The organism is Mesorhizobium sp. WSM1386 (assembly GCF_055901595.1).
Map to the genome: position 1 here is coordinate 4,833,499 of NZ_CM148373.1, position 19,043 is coordinate 4,852,541.

A 19,043-nucleotide genomic window follows, 5' to 3' on the forward strand; every position below is an offset into this window, starting at 1 on the left:
CGTTTGTTTCTGTCAGATGTCTAGCCCATTCAACTCTTTCAGCAGGTGTTCGCCAATCTCAACGACAGTTGAGAAATCGCAAAGCATTTGCCCATGAAGCCAGACAGGCCTCGCATTTTCTCCAAATGAATGTGTCATTACAGGCTCAAAGCGACCAAGAGCCCTCTGGGCGGCAAAGAGCCAGTCATACTCATCGAAATTCCTAGCTTTCGCAGCTCGGGCAATCCCTTCCTCTAATTTTCGCCACTCCTTGCCCTCTTCGTCGCTAATCGTTTTTGGAGGGATGTAGACAGGTATCCTGTGAGCCACTGCATGACGGTAGTTTGCTAAATATTCGAACCAAGGATCAGCGCTTTTTAGGTAATCTCGCAACTCGTGTGACAAGCTCTCGCGAACCGTGATGTGCTTGGGGCCAAGACCAATTTGCCCGTCTGCGAGAGGTTTTCCCCTCCCGTTTTTCACTTCGGCTTCCCAACACCAAATACGAGCGACGTTGTCCAAACCGCCGTAGACGCTCACCAGAAACGAGTGAATGAAGGCTGTAGCATCCATGAGCTCATCGCGGCTTGGAGGCTCATCCGATTCCAGGGGTATCAATTGAAACATCCGATCGATGCCGTGACGAAGGCTCTGCAATCGCCTCGACAAACCATGCCGCGCATACTCGGATGCCCTTTCACCACGATAAGCCCGAGTCATATAGTCCGTCATTAATTGTTCTTGCCGCAGGGTCCATTTTTCATAGGCTTCTGCAAATAGTCCGATCGTTTCTTCCGAATACGCACCCACGTGCCCCTCCGCAGCTGTTTGAAGCCAAGATTCCCAGCGGGCAACACTGACTCCAAATGTCGTCCCGTGCCAACGGCACGGGCCAAGCTAGGATGGCGTCGCACCTGACTATCGTGTTAGGGCTGCCGTTTCCGTTTCTCGAGGTTGCCGTGCTCGAAACACTCTTCGATTCTGCCCAAACTGAGCATCTTTATCACGACCTGCGGCGAGCCAACTCTGAGGCTGCCAAGAAGGAAAGATTCCTCACCTATGTCACCTCCATCTTCCGGAGTGACGAAAAGGTGCAAGGCTTCATACGCGATATGGCGATGGGGGCTGAAACCTCGGTGGCAAACATCCTCAGGGACGGCCGTACGGCAAGGGGGCGGGCGGATAGCCAGACCGATGCCGTAATTATTGAATGGGAGCGCGATCTCGGCCGAACGGGGGACCATGCCCGGGACCAGCTTAAAGAATATCTAGAAGGCAACTGGAGGTCTGGTCAGGAGTATAAGTTCACACTCCTCTCCACCGATGGCATACGCTGGCGTCGCTACGCACCCGACTGGTCTCACGTCGCGGTCGATGAACTAATGGGACGCAGCTTTGAGTTGCGTGAGGTCCAAGCGTTTGATCTTTCTCCTAGCACGTTCGCCGAATTCCCTTTCTTCCTCGACGAGGTTCTGTTTGCCGACGAGCGTAAGACTGCGACCTTAGAAAACATCAGGGCGAACTTCGGGGATACGTCTAGGGCCTTTATTAATTCCATAACCGCGCTGAACCGGTGTTTGCCAGCCCTGGAGCATCAAAGCGAACTCAAGGTCGCATTCGAGCAATGGAACCGCTTCCTTTCAATTGCCTACGGCCATTTCGATAACTCACCCAAGCTGTTCCTCGTCCACACCTACCTTTCTGTCTTCGCAAAATTCATAGCCTATTCGGTCATTACGAAGGAGACGGCGACCGACGACAGTACGATTCGTGACGTCCTTTCCGGCCGGATCTTCGACCGCCTGAACGTGGAACGCTTTGTAGAAGATGACTTCTTTCACTGGGTCGCTTCAGACGAGTTCCTAACGACGCTTCGCCCAATGTTCCGCGAGATAGGACGCCAGATCGACTCCTACGATTTTTCAGAAGTGCAGGAAGACATTCTCAAGGGTGTCTATCAAGAACTGATCGACCTCGAGACCCGTCACGCGCTCGGCGAGTACTATACTCCCGACTGGCTTTGCGAACGAGTGATGGAGGAGCTACCCCTCGAACGCACGTCATCCATCCTCGATCCCGCTTGCGGCAGCGGCTCTTTTCTGCGCGCAGGGATCGCGCGACTTCGGGAACAATTCCCTGATCTCGGCGCTGAGAAACTCGCCGAGCAAGTGGTTGGCATCGACATCCATCCACTGTCGGTTCTCATTGCGAAGACCACCGTCCTTTTGTCCCTCGGTGAGACTGTCCGCCGAGCTCGCCGCCCAGTGACGCTGCACATCTACCTTGCAAACAGTCTTCTCGTGCCGCGAGGGACGGCAGATTTGTTTGAGTCCACGTTCAATGTGACCGTCGACAATGGGTCCTATGCTATCGATACTCGTGGAGTGTCCGCGCCGGAAGCCTTCGATGCCCTAATCACTTTCTGTGATGAACTCGTCGACAGATACGGTGAGCTACTTTCGCGAGAGCGCTTCTTTCAGCTCGGCGCCTCCTTGTTTGACGAGTCGCAATCGCGAGATCTTCCAAGTCAACTGTACGACATCTATAGCGCAATGTGGGGTGCACACAACGAGGGCCGGGACAGCATTTGGAAGTTCATCCTGCAGAACTCCTACAAGCCGATTTTCCTAATGGGACGATTCGACTTCGTTGTTGGTAACCCACCATGGTTGACATACGCGGGAGTGTCCAACGGTGACTACCAGAACCTGTTGAGGACGCTGTCAGATCACTATCGGGTAACGCCCGAAAATAGGGCAAACTTTCCACACCTTGAGATAGCGGCGATTTTCCTCGCCCACTCCGTCAACTACTTTATGAAGCGCAGCGGCAGATTAGCGTTCGTCCTGCCGCGGAGCTTCATGTCTGCCGATCAGCACGAGGCTACTCGCGCCGGGAACGTTTCAGGCCTGCGCCTATCTGCCGTTTGGGATCTTGATGGTGTCGCGCCGCTTTTTCGGGTGCCGTGTTGCGTCCTGTTCGCGCAGTACGGAAAGGAGGGGAAAGGCGAGAACGCCCTGCCGGAACTTGGTATTGATGGGTACTCTGTTTCAGGCCGCCTGCGTAAGGCGCAGGTTCATCTGTTGGAGGCGCGACGTAGCCTAACGTGGGAAAAGAAGCGCTGGTTCTACTCGCGGCTACAAAGCACGAAGAAGCGTACAAAGTCGGCGATCACCGCGACCACAGGGGACTCGCTCGCTGGTGCAAACGCTTACACATCAAGTTTCACTCAGGGCGCGACAATCGTCCCTCGGAATTTCTTCTTCGTCGATATCGACCAGCGCGTCGACGCTGGCGAGGATTTGCGCGATCGTGTCCTTGCCCTCAAGACCTCTATTGCCGCAGAGCGTGAGGCGAAGAAGCCATGGAAGGGGCTGCAGATACAAGAGCGAGCCGAAAGCGCTCTATTTTTCCGGACCGCAATCTCTCGGAACATCGTTCCTTTCGCACTAATAGCGCCGCCGCTGGTCCTTCTGCCTGTAGTTGAATCCAATGGAAAATTTGAGGTGCTCGAAGCCGACTCCTTACTGGCGAGAGGCTACCGATTTGCGAGTGCGTGGTTTAGACGAGCCGAAGACCTTTGGGAGTCCAACCGCACCGAACGCAATGGCGGAAACACTCTCAGTAGCTATCTCAATTGGCAGTCCAAGCTTACGGGCCAAAATCCACGGGCTCGCTACCTCGTACTATACACTTCGTCCGCGACGGATGCTTCCGCTGCCGTAGTGGATCGCCAATCATTCGACCATCCATTTATAGTAGACCACAAGGCATACTGGTGCGAGGTGAGAACGCGAAAGGAGGCTTTCTATCTCGCGTCTTTCATTAATTCTGGCTATGCCAACAGAGCTATTAAACAATTTCAATCTCGTGGCCTTTTTGGCCCCCGAGATATTCATAAAACCATTGTAAAGGTGCCGTTCCCCCGATTTAAGATAGGTGACCCGGATCACGACGAGCTCGCGCGGCTGGGACAAATTTGTGCGACTAGTTCCGACAAAGTAATCCTCAGAGAGGGAGACACGGATCTGGAGCCGCGGGTGCTCGGACGTCTTCGATCAAAAATTCGAAACGGCATGGCAACAGAACTGGACGCAATAGACGTGATCGTCGAAAAATTGTCACGGGGCCAGAGCAAGGTGAAAACTGGTGAAAAACGTCTCGACATCTCGCGGAAGCGCAAAGCCTCAACCGGGCTTTTCGAATAGCCCCCGCAAGAATGGATTGGGACGATCCGATGTCTTTACAGGAGATGAGCCCCAGATTTTGAGGCCGCGCCCGCATGTAGGATCCGGTAGACCTGCATCCGCGAACAGCCCATTGCTTTCGCAATGTCGGACACACCCCCACCCGCGTCATGCATCTCGCAGACGCGTTTTTGATCGATCCTCGATTTGCCTCCCTTGTAGATGCCCGCGCCCTTCGCTTTTTGGATGCCTTCGCGCTGCCGCTCTCTGATAAAGCGACGTTCCATCTGTGCAACCATGCCTAGGACCGTTAGCACAACGTGGCCCATCTCGCCGCGCGTTGACACGTGCGGGTCGAGCACAGTGACAAATGCGCCTTTCTGCTCGCATTCGTAAATCAAGTTGAGAACGTCGCGCGTGTCGCGGCCGAGCCGGTCAAGCCGCGTTACGACCAGTTCATCACCGGGCCGAAGAAAATCGAGAATGGTCTCGAGTTCAGCTCGGCCATCGCGGCTGGCCCCCGAGACCTTCTCTGAGCGGATGATGCCGCAGCCTTCAGCCTTCAGCTTGGCAATTTGTGTATCGAGATCTTGGTCGATGGTGCTGACGCGGGCGTAGCCAATCCGGCTCATTAGGTGTCACCTCAAGGTTTACGCCTGAGGCTACATTGTCACAAATACTCGGTGTCAACTCCGATGTTACATGGTGCGGGATAGGTCGTGTTACGTCACCTCAGGGCATACCGCGAAGTGACGGCCTGTCACTGCTTACCCGTAGCGACCCGTATCATCCGTTTAATAGTGAGATTTCTTAGTCTGGACATTACAGGCGTGACGTAATCGAAGTTTGGCGTTATATGCATTGCCTCGTTATAAATGATCCCTAGCATGTAGAAGACTTCAAGAACAGGAACCCCCCTCTCCTCAGCGAATTGAAGCTTTGCTGAGGTCTTATGCGTCTGAATGAAGCTGGTACGATCACCGACTACCAGTTGAAGGTAGGTCGCCTTCTCCACAGCCAAGCGAACTGCGCAGCAGACGGCCGCAGGCTCATAGGAGTTACCAGCAAGATACCTATCCAGCTGGGCATCGAGGTGAGCATAAAAAGAGTCGGATTTCGCCAAGTCAGCTCGCAAAGAGAGACGCTGAAAATCCGGGCTGAGGTCCACGAAGACCGGGTTATAATGAAGAAAATTCTCTGAAATAGCATCTTTAATTAAGGAATCCTCCCGATTGAATATTATCTTCTCTACCGGTCGATCTTGTACAACACTTGTCTTGTCTAAGAATATTATTTTCTGATCTTTGAAGCAAAAGCCTCGGAAGTAGGCTGGATCTAAATGTGTCATTATAAAGACAAATATCTGATCGCCCCTTTCTTTGACCGCTGAAATAATATGCGTAACATAGTACTGGCAGGCTACAAGATTTGCTTCGTCGAGATAGTCAAATATCTCGTCAATTACCAGAATACAGCTACGTTTGGTGAAGTGACGGCGCGCCTTAATGAGCGAAGCCAAAAATGAAACTATGTCTCTTTCGCCATTTGATATCTGATTCGCCGGTGGAAAATTCATGTATAAGCCGATGTTTTTATCTTCAACGGCTTTGATTGATTTCCAAGTCATGTTCAACATCGACAAATCTTCCGATAGAGAATCCTTGAATATTTCGTAACGATAGCGAGAGATTACATCTCTAAACCGCTTCTTGTCCGACGTATAAATATTTCCGATCTGCAACGCGGCCAGCACGTATTCAAGATCTGAATTCAATCCAACATTGTATTGTTTGAGCACTTGGATTGTTTTTGAAATATACTCTATCTGCAAAACCGGAGCGAGAAGAGCCTGACTCACCCCTGCGATGATATCGGCCGCTGAGCCAAGTTGGGCCGTGACAGAAAGGCGCAAATTTTCGATGCGCGACGTGATACCAACCTGACCAGCCTTGGAGAAGTCTACATCCTCGTAGATCTGACTCATAAGCAGTTTGTTAGAGACTAGAGATGATACGTTTGGTAGTATTTTTCCATTCGGCCCCAAAATATCCTTTGCGTCTGAATATTTGTAAGATAGCGACTGCTTGTTAGGAACGTTTTTTACTAATACAACTCGATCAATTTCAATCTCAGCTGAAGCGACAATTGCTCCACCGATTTTCGCTTTTCTCGCTTTTGGCCGCAATGGACTGTTGATTACGGCTACATCAAAGCGGCTGTTTATATCGTTGCTGGAATCATTGGCCTCCAGAGACTCACTGCTGTTGTCTTCGAGGACAATATTTAGTAGAATTTTGGCTGGCTTGCTTTCGTCGCCTTTGTAATGGTGATCTTCGGGAATAGAAAGCTTGTTAGCCGTTAGACAGTCGAACCCCATAGCAAAAGAGCTTTTGCCGAACCCATTCGGGGCAACCAGTAGGGTTGGTTTATTGGGCAGCGCATTTAGGGTAAAAGTTGTTTTCTCGATCCCCTTAACATGCTGAAGGCTGATCGACTCGATGCGCTTTATTTTCACAATGCGCCCTGCTTTATTGTCGGGAGCTGAGACTGCTATCAGACAGCAAGATCATCGAATTTGCCCGCAGCGTTGCTATATTGAAATGCTGAGATATGAGCGCTCCGCGCTAGATGACTGGAGGAAAAGAAGCCGCCACATTCCTCCCGCTTCGAGCACATTGCGCACTCCTCCACATACTCGTTTTTCCAGTCGCTAATGGACCGCTTTGCATATCTGTGGATTGAACCATCTAGAAGGCAGAGCTGATGGTTGTAAACCGAAACGTTGATCCTTGCCGCAGCGAGATACTGCACGGCCGATCGCAGTTCGCTGCGATAATCGTATGGGTCCATCCAGAGCTTATCCATGTTTGCTCTTGTGAACCCGGTGATCTCAAGCCCCATAAAAGTTACGTGATCGACGAAGGTCAGGTTCCGAAAAATGAAATCTGACAGGTCGGCGAGACCTTCATAGGTCTGCTTGTGAACGACAACTCGTATCTCGACCTCGGCCCCGACGGCCTTCAGATTCATGATCCCGCGGATTGTCTCATCAAAAGCGCCCTTGGACTGAACCACATAGTCGTGCACTTCCGGGTCCGCCGAGTAGATCGGTATGCCAATGGAAAGACGAGGATGCCCGATTGCTTGATAGCGATGCGAAAAGGCCTTGTCCTTAAATGTCCGTCCATTGGAAAGAATATGAACCGGCGTAGAAGGAAGGTGGTCACGAGCTGATGACAAAATATCAAAAAAGTCCTCACCCACCAGCGTCGGCTCACCGCCAGTGATTCCGAGAAACGGTGTCGTTGCGGGCAGCAAGGGCAGCACTTCCAAAATCTCGCGCGCCAACCAGCGATCGTCAACGTCTTTGGGTGGCTGGGAGCACATCAAGCACAGGTGGTTGCACCGCTCCGTTACGAGGAAATAGTTCGCGTTGGCATCCTTTCTGAACAGGACACGCACCGCCTTCCGATCCGGCACAAAGCGGATAATGTCTCCTTCGCTGAGGTAGTCGAACTCGTGGGGCAGAACGACTAGTCGTCGGTCTGAAAATAGTCGCTCAGCCTCCGGCCGATGCCGCTCAAAGGTGACAACCCACGGGCATTCACCATGAAACGCCTGCCCCTTGAAAAGATACGCATCATGTTCTGGGTTAGGCGCTTGATCCGCTTGGCCCGTCACGAGTCTAAGTACCACTCGCTGTGAGAAATCACCGACGCTTGCTGATGCAGCGAACCCGCTTAGTCGCAACATCCTAATTCGCCCAACTTAGAAAGAGTTCTCGGACGGTAACGTCCCTCTCCATAAGGTCGATCAGCCTCTTGAAGATCGACATGTTACGATTGCAGAATCCCGACCGCGTTTTGAGGCCAACAAAGTCGCCCTGCGTTGCAGTGTGGAACACGGGATCAGACCCACAAAAAGGCTCGTAGGCGCATTCGGCGCACATTGGAGCGGACCCGGCAAAGGATTGCTCAATAGGATCGAGGAGAGCGTCAGACCCGAAAATCTCGGCGTACGTGTTCTCGTGGACGCTCCCGAGCAGAAATGTCTTGTCGCCCATCTCAGCCAACATGCGCGCTTCGTCGGATGCGTAGACGCTGGCGTCATAGTTATAGACAACGGCGGAGATACCGATACCTGCGGGGCTCATCAGGTCTACGTATCCCGGCTCGAAAGGCGTGAGCATTTTTGTAAGGATGGTGGCCGCGTAAAACTCCTTGAAAGGAATGCCGTTCCGATTCAGTTCCAGAATGTAATTCAACCCGTCGAAGTAGAAGTCGAGCCAGTGGTCCACGTCATAGGCAGCGTACGATTTCGTCTTGACCGCGAAGCCATAAGGAGACAGCGGCCGAAGGAATATTCCGGGGAAATCTAGCCGCACGTATTCGTCAATAATCTCGCGCACTAGTGGAAGGCTGGCTTTGGTCGTCGTCATAAGTGCGCTGACGCGTTCATGGCCGAGAGCAAGTCTGGCCTTGCGGATACCTGCCACAGCCAATTCATAGCTGTTCTTTCCCGGCCGCGGTCGATTGGCATTGTGAAGAGTGGCCGGACCATCAAGCGACGTAGAAATTAGGACGCTGTGCTCGCGGCAAAACTTTAAGATTTCGTCGGTAACGACAGCGAGATTCGTCGTGATAACGAATTGCAGCGACCGCCCGGCGACCTTGTTGATCGCTTCAGCCCGATGCACGACGTGTTGAATCAACGGGAAATTCAGAAGCGGCTCACCGCCTTGGAACTCGATCTTGATAGCCGGACTTGGAGACTGGAAAATGAGCGCCAACGCCTTCTCGGCAGTCTCCCCTGACATATCGAAGGCTGAACGATCTTCGCTTTGACGGGATACCTGACAGTAGGGGCAGGAGTGCTCGCAACGCAGGGATACGACCATAATGTGGAGCGAGGTGAAGTTCTCTAGCCTCTTTGCCTTGGTCCGAACCTTAAGCGCCAGCAGCTCCTTGCCGATATTGGAGGATGCATCAAAGAGGAACTGCCTGCTGCGCAGGCGGGAGTAAGCGGGGTGTGTGCAGGGAAGCTCGTGCTTGACAAACGAAGCCAGCACGGCGCGCGGCAATACCAGATATTCGCCCGCTTGGTTGGTCAGCATATACCGCTCGTCATCCAACTGGGAAAAACGAAAGTACGCGAGCTGGTATGTGTCGTCCAACGGTCGTTGGAACTCAGTTGCCGGAGCAAACTTAGTCATCGGACTGTAGGCCCGATCTGGAAAACGCCAGCGCCAGGATAGCGTTTCTAACCGTCGCGGTTTCGGCGGCGATGCTGCTACGCAGGTCCTGATCCAAGACCTCTAGCCGCAGCCTTTCTATCGCTGCGTCGGCCGCAGCTCGCGCGGCCGCCTTGCTGAAGTTGATCGTGCATACTGCGAAGCCGCCTTCGATCGTGATCTCAACCGCAGCGTTTCCAGTTACCCGATACGCTGCGCGCTTCACACAGTCGAGGCTGAAGACTGACAGATCAAACTTGACTTGGGCAGTCTGGACGAGCTCGCTATCGCGAGGGGTGTCCGTCATCAGCAAGTGCTGTAGCTAGAGCAATGCGACGCATGACTCGCGTGGCTCGAATGGCTGGTGTGGTACGCCATCATAACGTCCGTACCATTTGAGCGGTCGAGCACCTCACCGTAGCCGAGGTCCGCCGGAACAGTGCCAGCTTCAGCGAGCTTGGCCGAAGGCTGATTTGCCGATTCGACAAGGACTGCAGCCTGAACTTGGCCGCCGAGAATCATCGTGGCCGACAAGGCCATTGGTGACAGAAAATTGCGCTTCGACATTATTCAAACCCCCGTTTGTACAGACTCATTAGCAAAACGGGGCAAGCCGAGCAAGTGCCGATTGTTGAGAAGTGCTTAATGGATCACTAAATGTTCGAGCCAAATACTGTATTGTAGAATTAACGGAACCGCCGTTCCTCGGCGTCTCACCGGCCGTGGCCTAGCAAATTCGGCGACTATCCCGGCAACAGAGGCAGAGGCGCGACAGGTAGGCTGAGTCGGCAGGTCATATCTTGATTTGCGGTGAGCGCTTAGTCATTGTCAGGCGATGGATCATCGTGAACGTATCGCCGATTTTGTTACCCGCTTTCCGGGCCGAGATGACGATGAGATTTCAATGGCCCTTCAAATCAAACCGCGCCAGACGGTGAACCAGATCTGCCGACTGTTGGCTGCGGCTGGCGTCGTGGAGAGACGCCCGAATCCGACTGGCAAACTCGGAAACTTCCCGTTGGGAAACAATTTAGAGGTTCCCGTTCAACCGCCTCAGCAGAGAGAACAGCGGCTCCCGACAGGATCTCTCGACGCCACCCTTGATTGGTTTTGGGAAGGTAACGTGACGAGCGCTGTCGCGAACTATCTCAGCGAAGAAGGCTGGGCCATCATTTCACAGGCGGACACAGCCACGAAAGAACGGGGCGTGGATATCCATGCCACGCGTCTCTGCAAAGAGATCATGATTGAGGTGAAGGGATATCCTTCACGTGGTTATCGCGACCCCAATAGGAGCGGTGAAACCAAGCCTACCAATCCTTCTCTACAGGCGCAGCACTGGTACTCTCACGCGCTTCTCAAGGCGCTACGCATGCAGTCGGCGTATCCGACCGCTCAAGTCGCAATCGCGCTCCCTGACTTCCCGCGATATCGGTCTCTGTTCAACGAAACGGCTTCGGCCCTTGTCCGTCTCACCATCGTCACGCTGTTTGTAGCTGAGAGCGGCCAAGTAGAAGTAATCGGACTTTAGCGCCGATTGCGAAAGGCCGGGCAGCAGGGCGCTTGACCTATTCGGCATCTCCAACAGCGCTCGTTCGTGACAGCCTAGGGGTATCTATGTCGAAATCCATTACGACTGAAGGCCGCATTTTCGCTCGTCAGGTTGGGCGAGAGGTAAAGCGTCGCGAGTTGATCGGCGCCGGAGCCATTTCCAACGGCACTGAAAGGGAGTGGTGGCCAGCAGTGAAGTGGCTGGTTGAGCCTCTAAATGCAGACATCTCTCCACTTAAACAGGTGGTCTTCCTTAAAGCCGCAGCGATCCGGATCAGGGCGGTAGCCAACGAGGATGCGGGAGTTTTTATCGACATCGCCCGTTCCACTGGAAGAAGAGCTTGCGAACTGATGTTTACAACTCTGCTGTCCGACGATCATCCAATGGAGGCAATGACAGGTCTGGAGACCGGTATCACCCTCCAGTGTCATTACATCAAAATTGGCCGAACCAGCCCAGATTACAGAGTCGGGGTTGTTGCCGCATATGCTTCCGCACATGCCCTAGGTCGCCTTCATGAACGCGCGCGCCATCAGGTTGAGATTAGATACGGTGTTGGATTCCTACGGTTGTGTGGGAGAGCTGGCGTATTTGCTTCCACAGACAAACGGCTCTGGCGAACGGAGATCAACATCGCCCTCAATGATGATCTGGTTGCGACCGGATCGACGAGAGTAGCGGGCCAAGGTGACGTCGCAAGCACATTCTTTGATTGCCGAACCGTCCTTCCGCGCGATGCGTGTGATAGTGAGCAAATCGCACAGGCGGACGCTTTCGCACAGGTGTTGGAAGGTAAGGCTACGGTCGCTGAAATTCCTGTTTTGGTTCGGCCCAATGATTTCGTGCTGGAGAAGCTCAAGCGTTTTGAAGAGGGCAGCTAATGCGGCTCAAGCCCATGATCACTGCCAGCGAAGTGTTGCTATTCTGTAGCTAGGTGGCTTTTCGGCGGCCGAATTTTGACATTTCGGAAGTAAAATTTACGCTTCAAAATCAAAGTGGTGGGCGATGACGGGCTCGAACCGCCGACATCTTCGGTGTAAACGAAGCGCTCTACCAACTGAGCTAATCGCCCGCTCCGGGCCGGACCTTTAAGCGGTCGGGACCGGCTTCGCAAGGCCAAATGAAAAGGCGACGCCCTGTTCGCGGGCCGGATTTGCCAACAAAACGCCGGCTGTCAAAAAACCTTCTCCAGTTTGCTGTTATGATGGTTTGGTGCGCTTGACACCCGGTGGCGAACCCCTTATCCAGCGCCCCAACGACGAACACGGCTGACACGTGCTCGTCAATGCGCGGGTGTAGCTCAGTTGGTTAGAGTGCCGGCCTGTCACGCCGGAGGTCGCGGGTTCGAGCCCCGTCACTCGCGCCATTTCTCTCAAGGGTTTCAAACTCTTGGCACAGGGAAATGCCGACATGAATTGTCAAGGTCCACTTTCAGAAATGAAGTGTCGAGGCGCGGTCAGTGATCGCCCCCGCGCCGATCGTACACCGCCGACGGTCTTCACAGCCGGCTTCAAAAAACCAAACATGCATACGTGACGGTGTGGCAAACGGGAGGCCACTCCAATATGCTGAAAAGCGGCTCTTGAAACCGTTGAGCCGTGTTTGGTCTTGCGGATCTCGCTTGCGGATTTGCCCACAAAGCGCTCCATTCATTTCGCAGACAGCGGAGCTGCACAGATATGCTGCCGAAACGGCATGGAGGACTTACAGTGTCAATCGCACGAAACATTCCTATACGCACGATATTCACGCTCCTTTACCTGGGTGCCGTAACGATGGTCGCCACCGCCCTTTTCCCAGCGACCGCGTCGGCCGACCGGCTGCAGCAGTGCGCGCGCGAGGGCGGCATCTGCCGTCTGCCGTACCCTGCCGAGGTGGTGTACGGCGCCCGGGGCCGCACGACCTCGCGTTATATCGAGCGAAACGCAGTGCCCTGTTCAAATCGCGTTTTTGGCGACCCCGCACCGGGCAGGCCAAAGTCGTGTTTCATCGTCATGCGCGACCGGGATCAGTCGGATGACGATTACGACGCGCCGCGCCGCGAGAGCTGGGCAGTCTGTGCCGATGAAGGTGAGTTCTGCGACTTCGATGGCCGCAAAGTGGTCAGGTACGGAGCGCGCGGCCGATTCACGCAGGACGTGTTCCGCAACGGTGTCCAATGCGACAACGATGCATTCGGCGATCCCGCGCCTGATCGGAGAAAGCGCTGCTACATCAAGCAGTAACTGGTCAGACGATCGCCCACGGGATATCCAAGGCGCATCGCGTTGAAGCGGTTCGTGCGATGCGTTTTGGGTCCTTAGTTTCTATGCATGCCGTTCTACCAAAACCGAGGTCCCAAAACCGAGGTCATTGTTTGGGCATGCATTAGGCAGGAACAGCCTGATGGTTCGGTCGGCCCGCGAACCTCAATTATCTCAACCCTTCGCCAGCAGTGCCTCGACCTCCTGCAGCGTCGGCATCGATGGCGCCGTGCCTGGACGCGTAACGGAAATGCCGGCGACGGCGCAGGCGAAGCGCACAGCCTCCAGCGGCTCCACGCCTCGCGACAGGGCCGCGGCGAAGCCGCCATTGAAGGCGTCCCCTGCTCCCGTGGTTTCGACCACCGGGCCTGCGCTGATGACGGGAACATGCTCCGAGCGATCTTTCGCGTGCAGCAGCGCGCCCTTGTCGCCGAGCGTGACAATGACCGTGCCGACGCCCTTTTCGAGCAGTCTGTCCGCGGCGACCCGCGCTTCGTCGACCGAGGAGACCTTCATGCCGGTCAATTCCTCCGTCTCGGTCTCATTGGGCGTGAGATAGTCGCAGAGCGTGTAGATGCGGTCGGGAAGCTTGGCCGCCGGAGCCGGGTTGAGGATGGTCGTCACCCCTGCCCCGCGCGCGATCTCCAATGCCCGCATCGCCGCATCGATCGGCTGTTCGAGCTGGGTGACGAAGACGCCGGCGGCGCGGATCAGGTCCGCGCTGGCCTCGATATCCGCCGGCGAGATCAGCATGGCGGCGCCCGGGCTGACGATGATGGCGTTGTTGCCGCTTCCCTCCTCGACGAAGATGTAGGCGGCGCCCGTATAGCTGTCCGGCGTGTCGATGACGGCGCTTTTCACACCTGCCTGCGCCCAGGTCTGCTTCGCCATGTCAGCGAAAGGATCAACGCCAAGGCGGCTCAGAAACGTGACGTCGGCGCCGAGCTTGCCGGCGGCCACCGCCTGGTTGGACCCCTTGCCGCCAGGTCCGAGCTTGAACGAATTGCCGAGAATCGTCTCGCCCATGCGCGGCTGGCGATCGGCGCGATAGGCGGTGTCGGCAACGAAGACCCCCAATATGACCACAGGTTTCATGACGACCGGCTTGCCCGAGGCCATGCCGCTACTCCGCCTCCGGCGGCACGACGCCCTTGCGGAAGGCAAAGCAGCCATAGAAGCGGCGCTCGCCCGTCTGGATGACGCAATAAGCCTGCTTGGCGCGCTCATAGAAGGCATAGCGCTCGACGGAGATCATCGGCCAGGCCTTGCCCTCGGCTTTGTCGATCTCCTTTTGCACTTCCGTCTGCACCGGCGGGATCTCGTCGGGCTTGCCGACGATTTCCATGCGCGCGGCCGAGTCGTCGACGAACGTATCGAGCGGGTAAAGCGACAGCACCGCCTTGACCACCTCTGCGGCCGGCGCGTCGATGCGCAGGGGCTTGCCATGCACGGTCTGCTTCGCCACCGAAGCGGCCGGAAAATTGGTGTCGGCGATGATCAAGTCATCGCCATGTCCCATCGCCCGCAACGCCTGGAGCACGTCGGCATTGAGCAACGGATGGATCCCTTTGAGCATGATGGTCCTCGTGAAGTCCGTTTGAGATCAGAGACGCCGAGATTTAGAGACGCTTGCCTGTCTCGGCGTCGAACAGGTGGATATGGTCGAGCCTTGGCCGCAGCTTGAGCGTGTCGCCGGGTTTGAAGTCGTGGCGCTCGCGAAACAGCGCCACCATCTCGCCATCGCCGAAGCGCAGGAAAACCAGCGTCTCCGAGCCGGTCGGCTCGACCACCGAAATCTTCGCCGGCACGCCATCGGGATGGATTTCGAGATGTTCCGGTCGTACGCCGTAAACGACGGCCTGACCGTCCTGCACTGCATTGTTGGGGGCGATCGGGAACAGCGTTCCGGCTATGTCGACGCCGCCCTTGCGCACCACACCCTTGAGCAGGTTCATCGAAGGCGAGCCGATGAAGCCGGCAACGAAGAGGTTCGCCGGCCGGTCGAACAATTCCAGTGGCGCGCCGACCTGCTCGATGCGGCCGTCGCGCATGACGACGATCTTGTCGGCCATGGTCATGGCCTCGATCTGGTCGTGGGTGACGTAAATGGTGGTGGTCTTCAGCCGCTGGTGCAGTTCCTTGATCTCGGTGCGCATCTGCACGCGCAGCTTGGCGTCGAGGTTCGAGAGCGGCTCGTCGAACAGGAACACCTGCGGATTGCGCACGATGGCGCGGCCCATGGCCACGCGCTGGCGCTGCCCGCCCGAGAGCTGCCGTGGGTAGCGCTTCAGATAAGGGTTGAGGTCAAGGATGTCGGCGGCGCGCTTGACCCGCTCGGCGACCACGGCCGGATCGGTTTTCCGCAGCTTCAAGGCAAAGGCCATGTTCTGCTCCACCGTCTTGTGCGGATAGAGCGCGTAGTTCTGGAACACCATGGCGATGTCGCGCTTGGCTGGCGGCAGGTGATTGACGACGCGGTCGCCGATGGCGATCGTGCCGCCCGAGACGGTCTCCAGCCCGGCCACCATCCTGAGCAGCGTCGACTTGCCGCAACCCGAAGGGCCGACCAGCACCACGAATTGGCCATCGGCTATATCGACGCTGACTTCGTGCAGAACCTTGACGGTTCCGAAGGCCTTGGCCACTTTGCTGATTGCGACTTGAGCCATGTCTCCCCCATCGGCTCCACCAGCCGTAGGCGCAGAAGCTAACCAACGCGACCTGCCAGGGCAAGTCGGTCCCTTATAGATAAAAACCCGATCTCGTTGACACGCCATCGCGTTGCGAGAATAGTGATGGTCGCCAATTCCGAATGCCGGACCTTTGACCCGGAAGACGGAGCTCCAGGCGGACACTGGGTGGGGTCTCAGGTCCCTGTTTTATCGAGGAGAACCGTCGACGTTCCGGCGTCCGAGAGAAGTTGGCATTTCAATCACGGCTGTTGTTCTGGGAGGAATGGTACATGAGAGTCGATCTTTACGAAAAACTGGCCCGTGCCGGCGCCACAAGGCGCGACATATTGAAAGGCGCGGCCAGCATGGCGGCCATCGCGGCCGCATCCGGCGCCGGGCTCGGCGCCCTGACACGCCCTGCTTCCGCGGCAAGCGAGCTGCGCAAGCAAATCCTGCAGATTCCCGGCGTTGGCAAAGGCCAGCCGACCGATGCCGACTTCCAGAAGGTCGGCGAGCTCTGCCTCGAAGCGACCAAGGCCAATGTCAAGGAAGGTGAGTTCGCCGGCGTCGAGCTGACCTTCATGGGCCTCAACAACCAGAACCTGCACAATGTGCTGTTCCGCGGCTTCCTGAAGCCGTGGGAGGCCTATACCGGCGCCAAGATCAGCTGGATCGACCTGGCGCAGGCCGACTACAATGCCCGGCTGCAGCAGTCGATCGCCACCGGCACCGTCGACTTCGACATCATCGAGATGGGCGCGCCGTTCGAAGGCGATGTGTGCGGCAAGGGCCTGACCTCCGAGATGCCCGACTGGGTCAAGACGCAGATCGATTTCGACGACCTCGTCAACTATCTGAAGCCGCCTGTCGGCACCTGGAACGGCAAGCAGTACCGCGTGACCGTCGACGGCGACGCGCACAACTTCAACTACCGCACCGACGTGTTCGCCGATGCCGATCTGGCCAAGGCCTGGAAGGATGGCGGCGGCCAAGGCGAATGGGGCGTGCCGAAGACCTGGCAGCAGGTGCAAGCCGTGACCAAGTTCCTCAAGGGCAAGAAGCTCAAGGACCAAGACGTCTACGGCTATCTCGACGCGCCAAAGCCGTGGGGCGGCTTCGGCTTCTACTTCCTCGGCAGCCGCGCCACCGCCTATGCCAAGCACCCCGACGACAAGGCTTGGCTGTTCGACGCCGATACGATGAAGCCGCGCGTCAACAACCCGGCCTGGGTGCGCGCCATTCAGGACGTCATCGACGCGCTGCCGTCCGAACCCGCCGACCAGATCAACGCCGATCCCAACACCACCGCCTTCCAGCAGTTCCTGGCGGGTACCGGGTCGATGGTCACCTGGTGGGGCGACGTCGGCTCCAACGTCAAGACCAACGATTCCTCGGTCATCGGCGACGTCACCGGCTTCTCGATCCTGCCGGGCTCGGACGACGTCTACAATTCGAAGACCGGCAAGTGGGACAAGCTCGCCAGCGGGCCGAACTACGCGCCGAACTGCGCCTATCTCGGCTGGGGCGTCTATGTCATGGCCCGGGTCGATGCCGACGAGAAGAAGAAGAAGGCGGCGTGGTCTGCGGCCGCCCATCTCGGCGGCAAGGACCTGTCGATCTGGACGGCCATGTACCCGTCGGGCTTCCAGCCCTACCGCAACTCGCATTTCGACATTCCCGAGTGGGTGGCGGCTGGTTATGACGAGGCCTTCATCACCTCGTATCTCAAGTCGGAAGGCGACAGCTACAACCACCCGAATGCGGCGATCGAGCCGCGTATCCCCGGCATCTTCCAGTACTATTCCGCCGCCGAGGATATTTTGGCCAACACCTTCGCCGGCAAGATGAAGGCGCAGGAAGGCGCAGACGCCATTGCAGCGGCCTGGGAGAAGCTGACCGACCAGATCGGCCGCGACAACCAGATCAAGCTCTACAAGGCCTCGCTCGGCATGTAGGCTAGCCTATGAACCGTGGTCCGGCGGCAACGCCGGACCACTTTAGACCGGGCTCCGGCTCATCGAGGAGCCTTCCAAACGGGCGAGATTTGTGACTGACCAGACTTCGACCGCAAACCAGTGGCCGGCAGATGCCGGCGCTTACGATCTGATTTCCCCGGCCCGCAAACGGCTTGGCTGGGCGCTGATGGCTGCGGCAACGCTCGGCCTGCTGGCGATCATCGTCATCGAGATCCTGTACAAGACCGAGGCCGGCACCGTCGGCTTCGAGACCTGGCGCCCGGTCGTCTATGCCTATGTGCTGTGGGGCGTGGCGCTCGGCGTCGGCCAGGTGCTGACGCGCGGCGAGGACGGCCAACGCGCGCTGTTCCTGCTGCCGGCGCTGCTGTTCACCATCGCCATGGTGATCTTCCCGACGCTGTTCGGTTTCTACATCGCGCTGACGGACTGGAACCTGAGTTCGTTCTCGGGCCGCAAGTTCAACGGGCTCGACAATTTCTGGCAGATGCTGGGCGATCCCTACTACCGCAACGCGCTGTTCAACATGGTGCTCTACGTGCTGGCGGTGCTGGTCGAATATGTCATTGCCTTCGGGCTGGCGCTTCTGCTCAACGCACAGATCCGGGCGCGAAAATTCTTCCGCGTCGTCTTCCTGATGCCGCTGATGCTGTCGCCGGTCGCCGTCTCCTGGATGATCGGCAAATCGCTGATGGAGTACCGGTTCGGCCCGGCGGCGACGCTGGCGCGCCATCTCGGCTGGGAAAATCCCGCCTTCTTTTCCGACCCGATCATCGCGCGCATCTCGATCATGCTGCTTGATGCCTGGACCTTCATTCCGTTCATGATGATCATGCTGCTGGCCGGCCTGCAGGCCATGTCGCGCGAGGTGCTGGAGGCGGCCCGCGTCGACGGCGCGAATGCCTGGCAGACCTTCTGGCAGGTCACCTTCCCGCTGATGCTGCCGGTTTCGGTGACCGCCGTCATCCTGCGCATCATCTTCAAGCTGAAGCTTGCCGACATCATCATCACCGTGACGTCCGGAGGCCCGGGCGGCGCGACCGATTCCGTCTCCAGCTTCATCTACCGCGAATACCGCGATCGCTCGAATGTCGGCTACGGCACCATGCTGGCGATGGCCTATCTCGTCATCATCATCGTGTTCGTGACCTGGCTGTTGAAGATCGCCAACCGCTTCGTGCGCAACGTGAACTAGAGCGGCCGGATC

The 19,043-nt window shown here is 56.6% G+C and carries 16 protein-coding genes and 2 tRNA genes; 7 read left to right on the forward strand and 11 right to left on the reverse strand.

The annotated features are described in order from the left end of the window. Window positions 1-12: 12 nt before the first annotated feature. Window positions 13-789: a hypothetical protein gene (locus AC0NIH_RS23795; protein ID WP_473466782.1), complete on the reverse strand. Its 777-nt coding sequence runs from the start codon at window positions 787-789 to the stop codon at window positions 13-15. A gap of 92 nt (window positions 790-881) precedes the next feature. Here AC0NIH_RS23795 and AC0NIH_RS23800 point away from each other — a divergent pair, with 92 nt between their 5' ends. After that, a complete protein-coding gene (locus tag AC0NIH_RS23800) occupies window positions 882-4,187 on the forward strand; it encodes an N-6 DNA methylase (RefSeq protein ID WP_473466780.1) in 3,306 nt (1,101 codons plus the stop codon). Window positions 4,188-4,222: 35 nt separating this feature from the next. Here AC0NIH_RS23800 and AC0NIH_RS23805 read toward each other — a convergent pair whose 3' ends face one another. The 6 genes from AC0NIH_RS23805 to AC0NIH_RS23830 all read right to left on the reverse strand — a co-directional run bounded on the left by AC0NIH_RS23805 (window position 4,223) and on the right by AC0NIH_RS23830 (window position 9,963). After that, entirely contained in the window at window positions 4,223-4,798 is a 576-nt protein-coding gene (locus AC0NIH_RS23805) for a recombinase family protein (RefSeq protein WP_473466778.1), read from the reverse strand. Between the two features lie 128 nt (window positions 4,799-4,926). Then, entirely contained in the window at window positions 4,927-6,681 is a 1,755-nt protein-coding gene (locus AC0NIH_RS23810; RefSeq protein WP_473466776.1) for a hypothetical protein, read from the reverse strand. Window positions 6,682-6,719: 38 nt separating this feature from the next. Next, window positions 6,720-7,847, reverse strand: a complete 1,128-nt coding sequence (hxsC, locus tag AC0NIH_RS23815; protein WP_473466774.1) for a His-Xaa-Ser system radical SAM maturase HxsC — start codon at window positions 7,845-7,847, stop codon at window positions 6,720-6,722. Window positions 7,848-7,920: 73 nt separating this feature from the next. Then, window positions 7,921-9,279 (reverse strand): His-Xaa-Ser system radical SAM maturase HxsB, encoded by a 1,359-nt coding sequence (hxsB, locus tag AC0NIH_RS23820; RefSeq protein ID WP_474025076.1) that lies wholly within the window; start codon window positions 9,277-9,279, stop codon window positions 7,921-7,923. A gap of 91 nt (window positions 9,280-9,370) precedes the next feature. Further along, window positions 9,371-9,703, reverse strand: coding sequence for a His-Xaa-Ser system protein HxsD (gene hxsD / locus AC0NIH_RS23825; RefSeq protein ID WP_473466770.1), 333 nt, complete (start codon window positions 9,701-9,703; stop codon window positions 9,371-9,373). Beyond that, window positions 9,703-9,963: a hypothetical protein gene (locus AC0NIH_RS23830; RefSeq protein ID WP_473466768.1), complete on the reverse strand. Its 261-nt coding sequence runs from the start codon at window positions 9,961-9,963 to the stop codon at window positions 9,703-9,705. The genes hxsD and AC0NIH_RS23830 overlap by 1 nt, the downstream gene beginning before the upstream one ends. Window positions 9,964-10,231: 268 nt before the next feature. Here AC0NIH_RS23830 and AC0NIH_RS23835 point away from each other — a divergent pair, with 268 nt between their 5' ends. Both AC0NIH_RS23835 and AC0NIH_RS23840 read left to right on the forward strand, forming a co-directional pair. Continuing rightward, window positions 10,232-10,927: a MarR family transcriptional regulator gene (locus tag AC0NIH_RS23835; RefSeq protein WP_473466766.1), complete on the forward strand. Its 696-nt coding sequence runs from the start codon at window positions 10,232-10,234 to the stop codon at window positions 10,925-10,927. Window positions 10,928-11,013: 86 nt separating this feature from the next. Next, a complete protein-coding gene (locus AC0NIH_RS23840; RefSeq protein WP_473466764.1) occupies window positions 11,014-11,829 on the forward strand; it encodes a hypothetical protein in 816 nt (271 codons plus the stop codon). Window positions 11,830-11,944: 115 nt separating this feature from the next. Here AC0NIH_RS23840 and AC0NIH_RS23845 read toward each other — a convergent pair. Beyond that, window positions 11,945-12,020, reverse strand: a tRNA-Val gene (locus AC0NIH_RS23845). Between the two features lie 217 nt (window positions 12,021-12,237). On the opposite strand from AC0NIH_RS23845, the gene AC0NIH_RS23850 reads away from it, so the two are divergent. Next, window positions 12,238-12,314: transfer RNA gene (locus AC0NIH_RS23850), tRNA-Asp, on the forward strand. Window positions 12,315-12,627: 313 nt separating this feature from the next. Continuing rightward, window positions 12,628-13,173 carry a hypothetical protein gene (locus AC0NIH_RS23855; RefSeq protein WP_352715215.1) on the forward strand — a complete coding sequence of 182 codons (546 nt, stop codon included), beginning with the start codon at window positions 12,628-12,630 and terminating at the stop codon, window positions 13,171-13,173. 192 nt (window positions 13,174-13,365) lie between these two features. On the opposite strand, the gene rbsK is transcribed toward AC0NIH_RS23855, so the two are convergent. From rbsK to AC0NIH_RS23870, 3 genes are read right to left on the reverse strand one after another with little or no spacing between them, the layout of a single operon-like run. Continuing rightward, the gene (gene rbsK, locus AC0NIH_RS23860; protein ID WP_287268657.1) at window positions 13,366-14,310 is read right to left on the reverse strand and encodes a ribokinase; all 945 of its coding nucleotides are present in this window, start codon (window positions 14,308-14,310) and stop codon (window positions 13,366-13,368) included. Between the two features lie 4 nt (window positions 14,311-14,314). Further along, entirely contained in the window at window positions 14,315-14,767 is a 453-nt protein-coding gene (locus tag AC0NIH_RS23865) for an RbsD/FucU family protein (protein ID WP_473466762.1), read from the reverse strand. Window positions 14,768-14,810: 43 nt separating this feature from the next. Further along, window positions 14,811-15,860 carry an ABC transporter ATP-binding protein gene (locus AC0NIH_RS23870; protein WP_352715222.1) on the reverse strand — a complete coding sequence of 350 codons (1,050 nt, stop codon included), beginning with the start codon at window positions 15,858-15,860 and terminating at the stop codon, window positions 14,811-14,813. 293 nt (window positions 15,861-16,153) lie between these two features. On the opposite strand from AC0NIH_RS23870, the gene AC0NIH_RS23875 reads away from it, so the two are divergent. Both AC0NIH_RS23875 and AC0NIH_RS23880 read left to right on the forward strand, forming a co-directional pair. Then, complete coding sequence (locus AC0NIH_RS23875) at window positions 16,154-17,818, forward strand: ABC transporter substrate-binding protein (protein WP_473466759.1); 1,665 nt, start codon at window positions 16,154-16,156, stop codon at window positions 17,816-17,818. A 91-nt stretch (window positions 17,819-17,909) separates the two neighbouring features. Beyond that, window positions 17,910-19,031, forward strand: coding sequence for a carbohydrate ABC transporter permease (locus AC0NIH_RS23880; RefSeq protein WP_473466757.1), 1,122 nt, complete (start codon window positions 17,910-17,912; stop codon window positions 19,029-19,031). The last annotated feature ends 12 nt before the right edge of the window (window positions 19,032-19,043 follow it).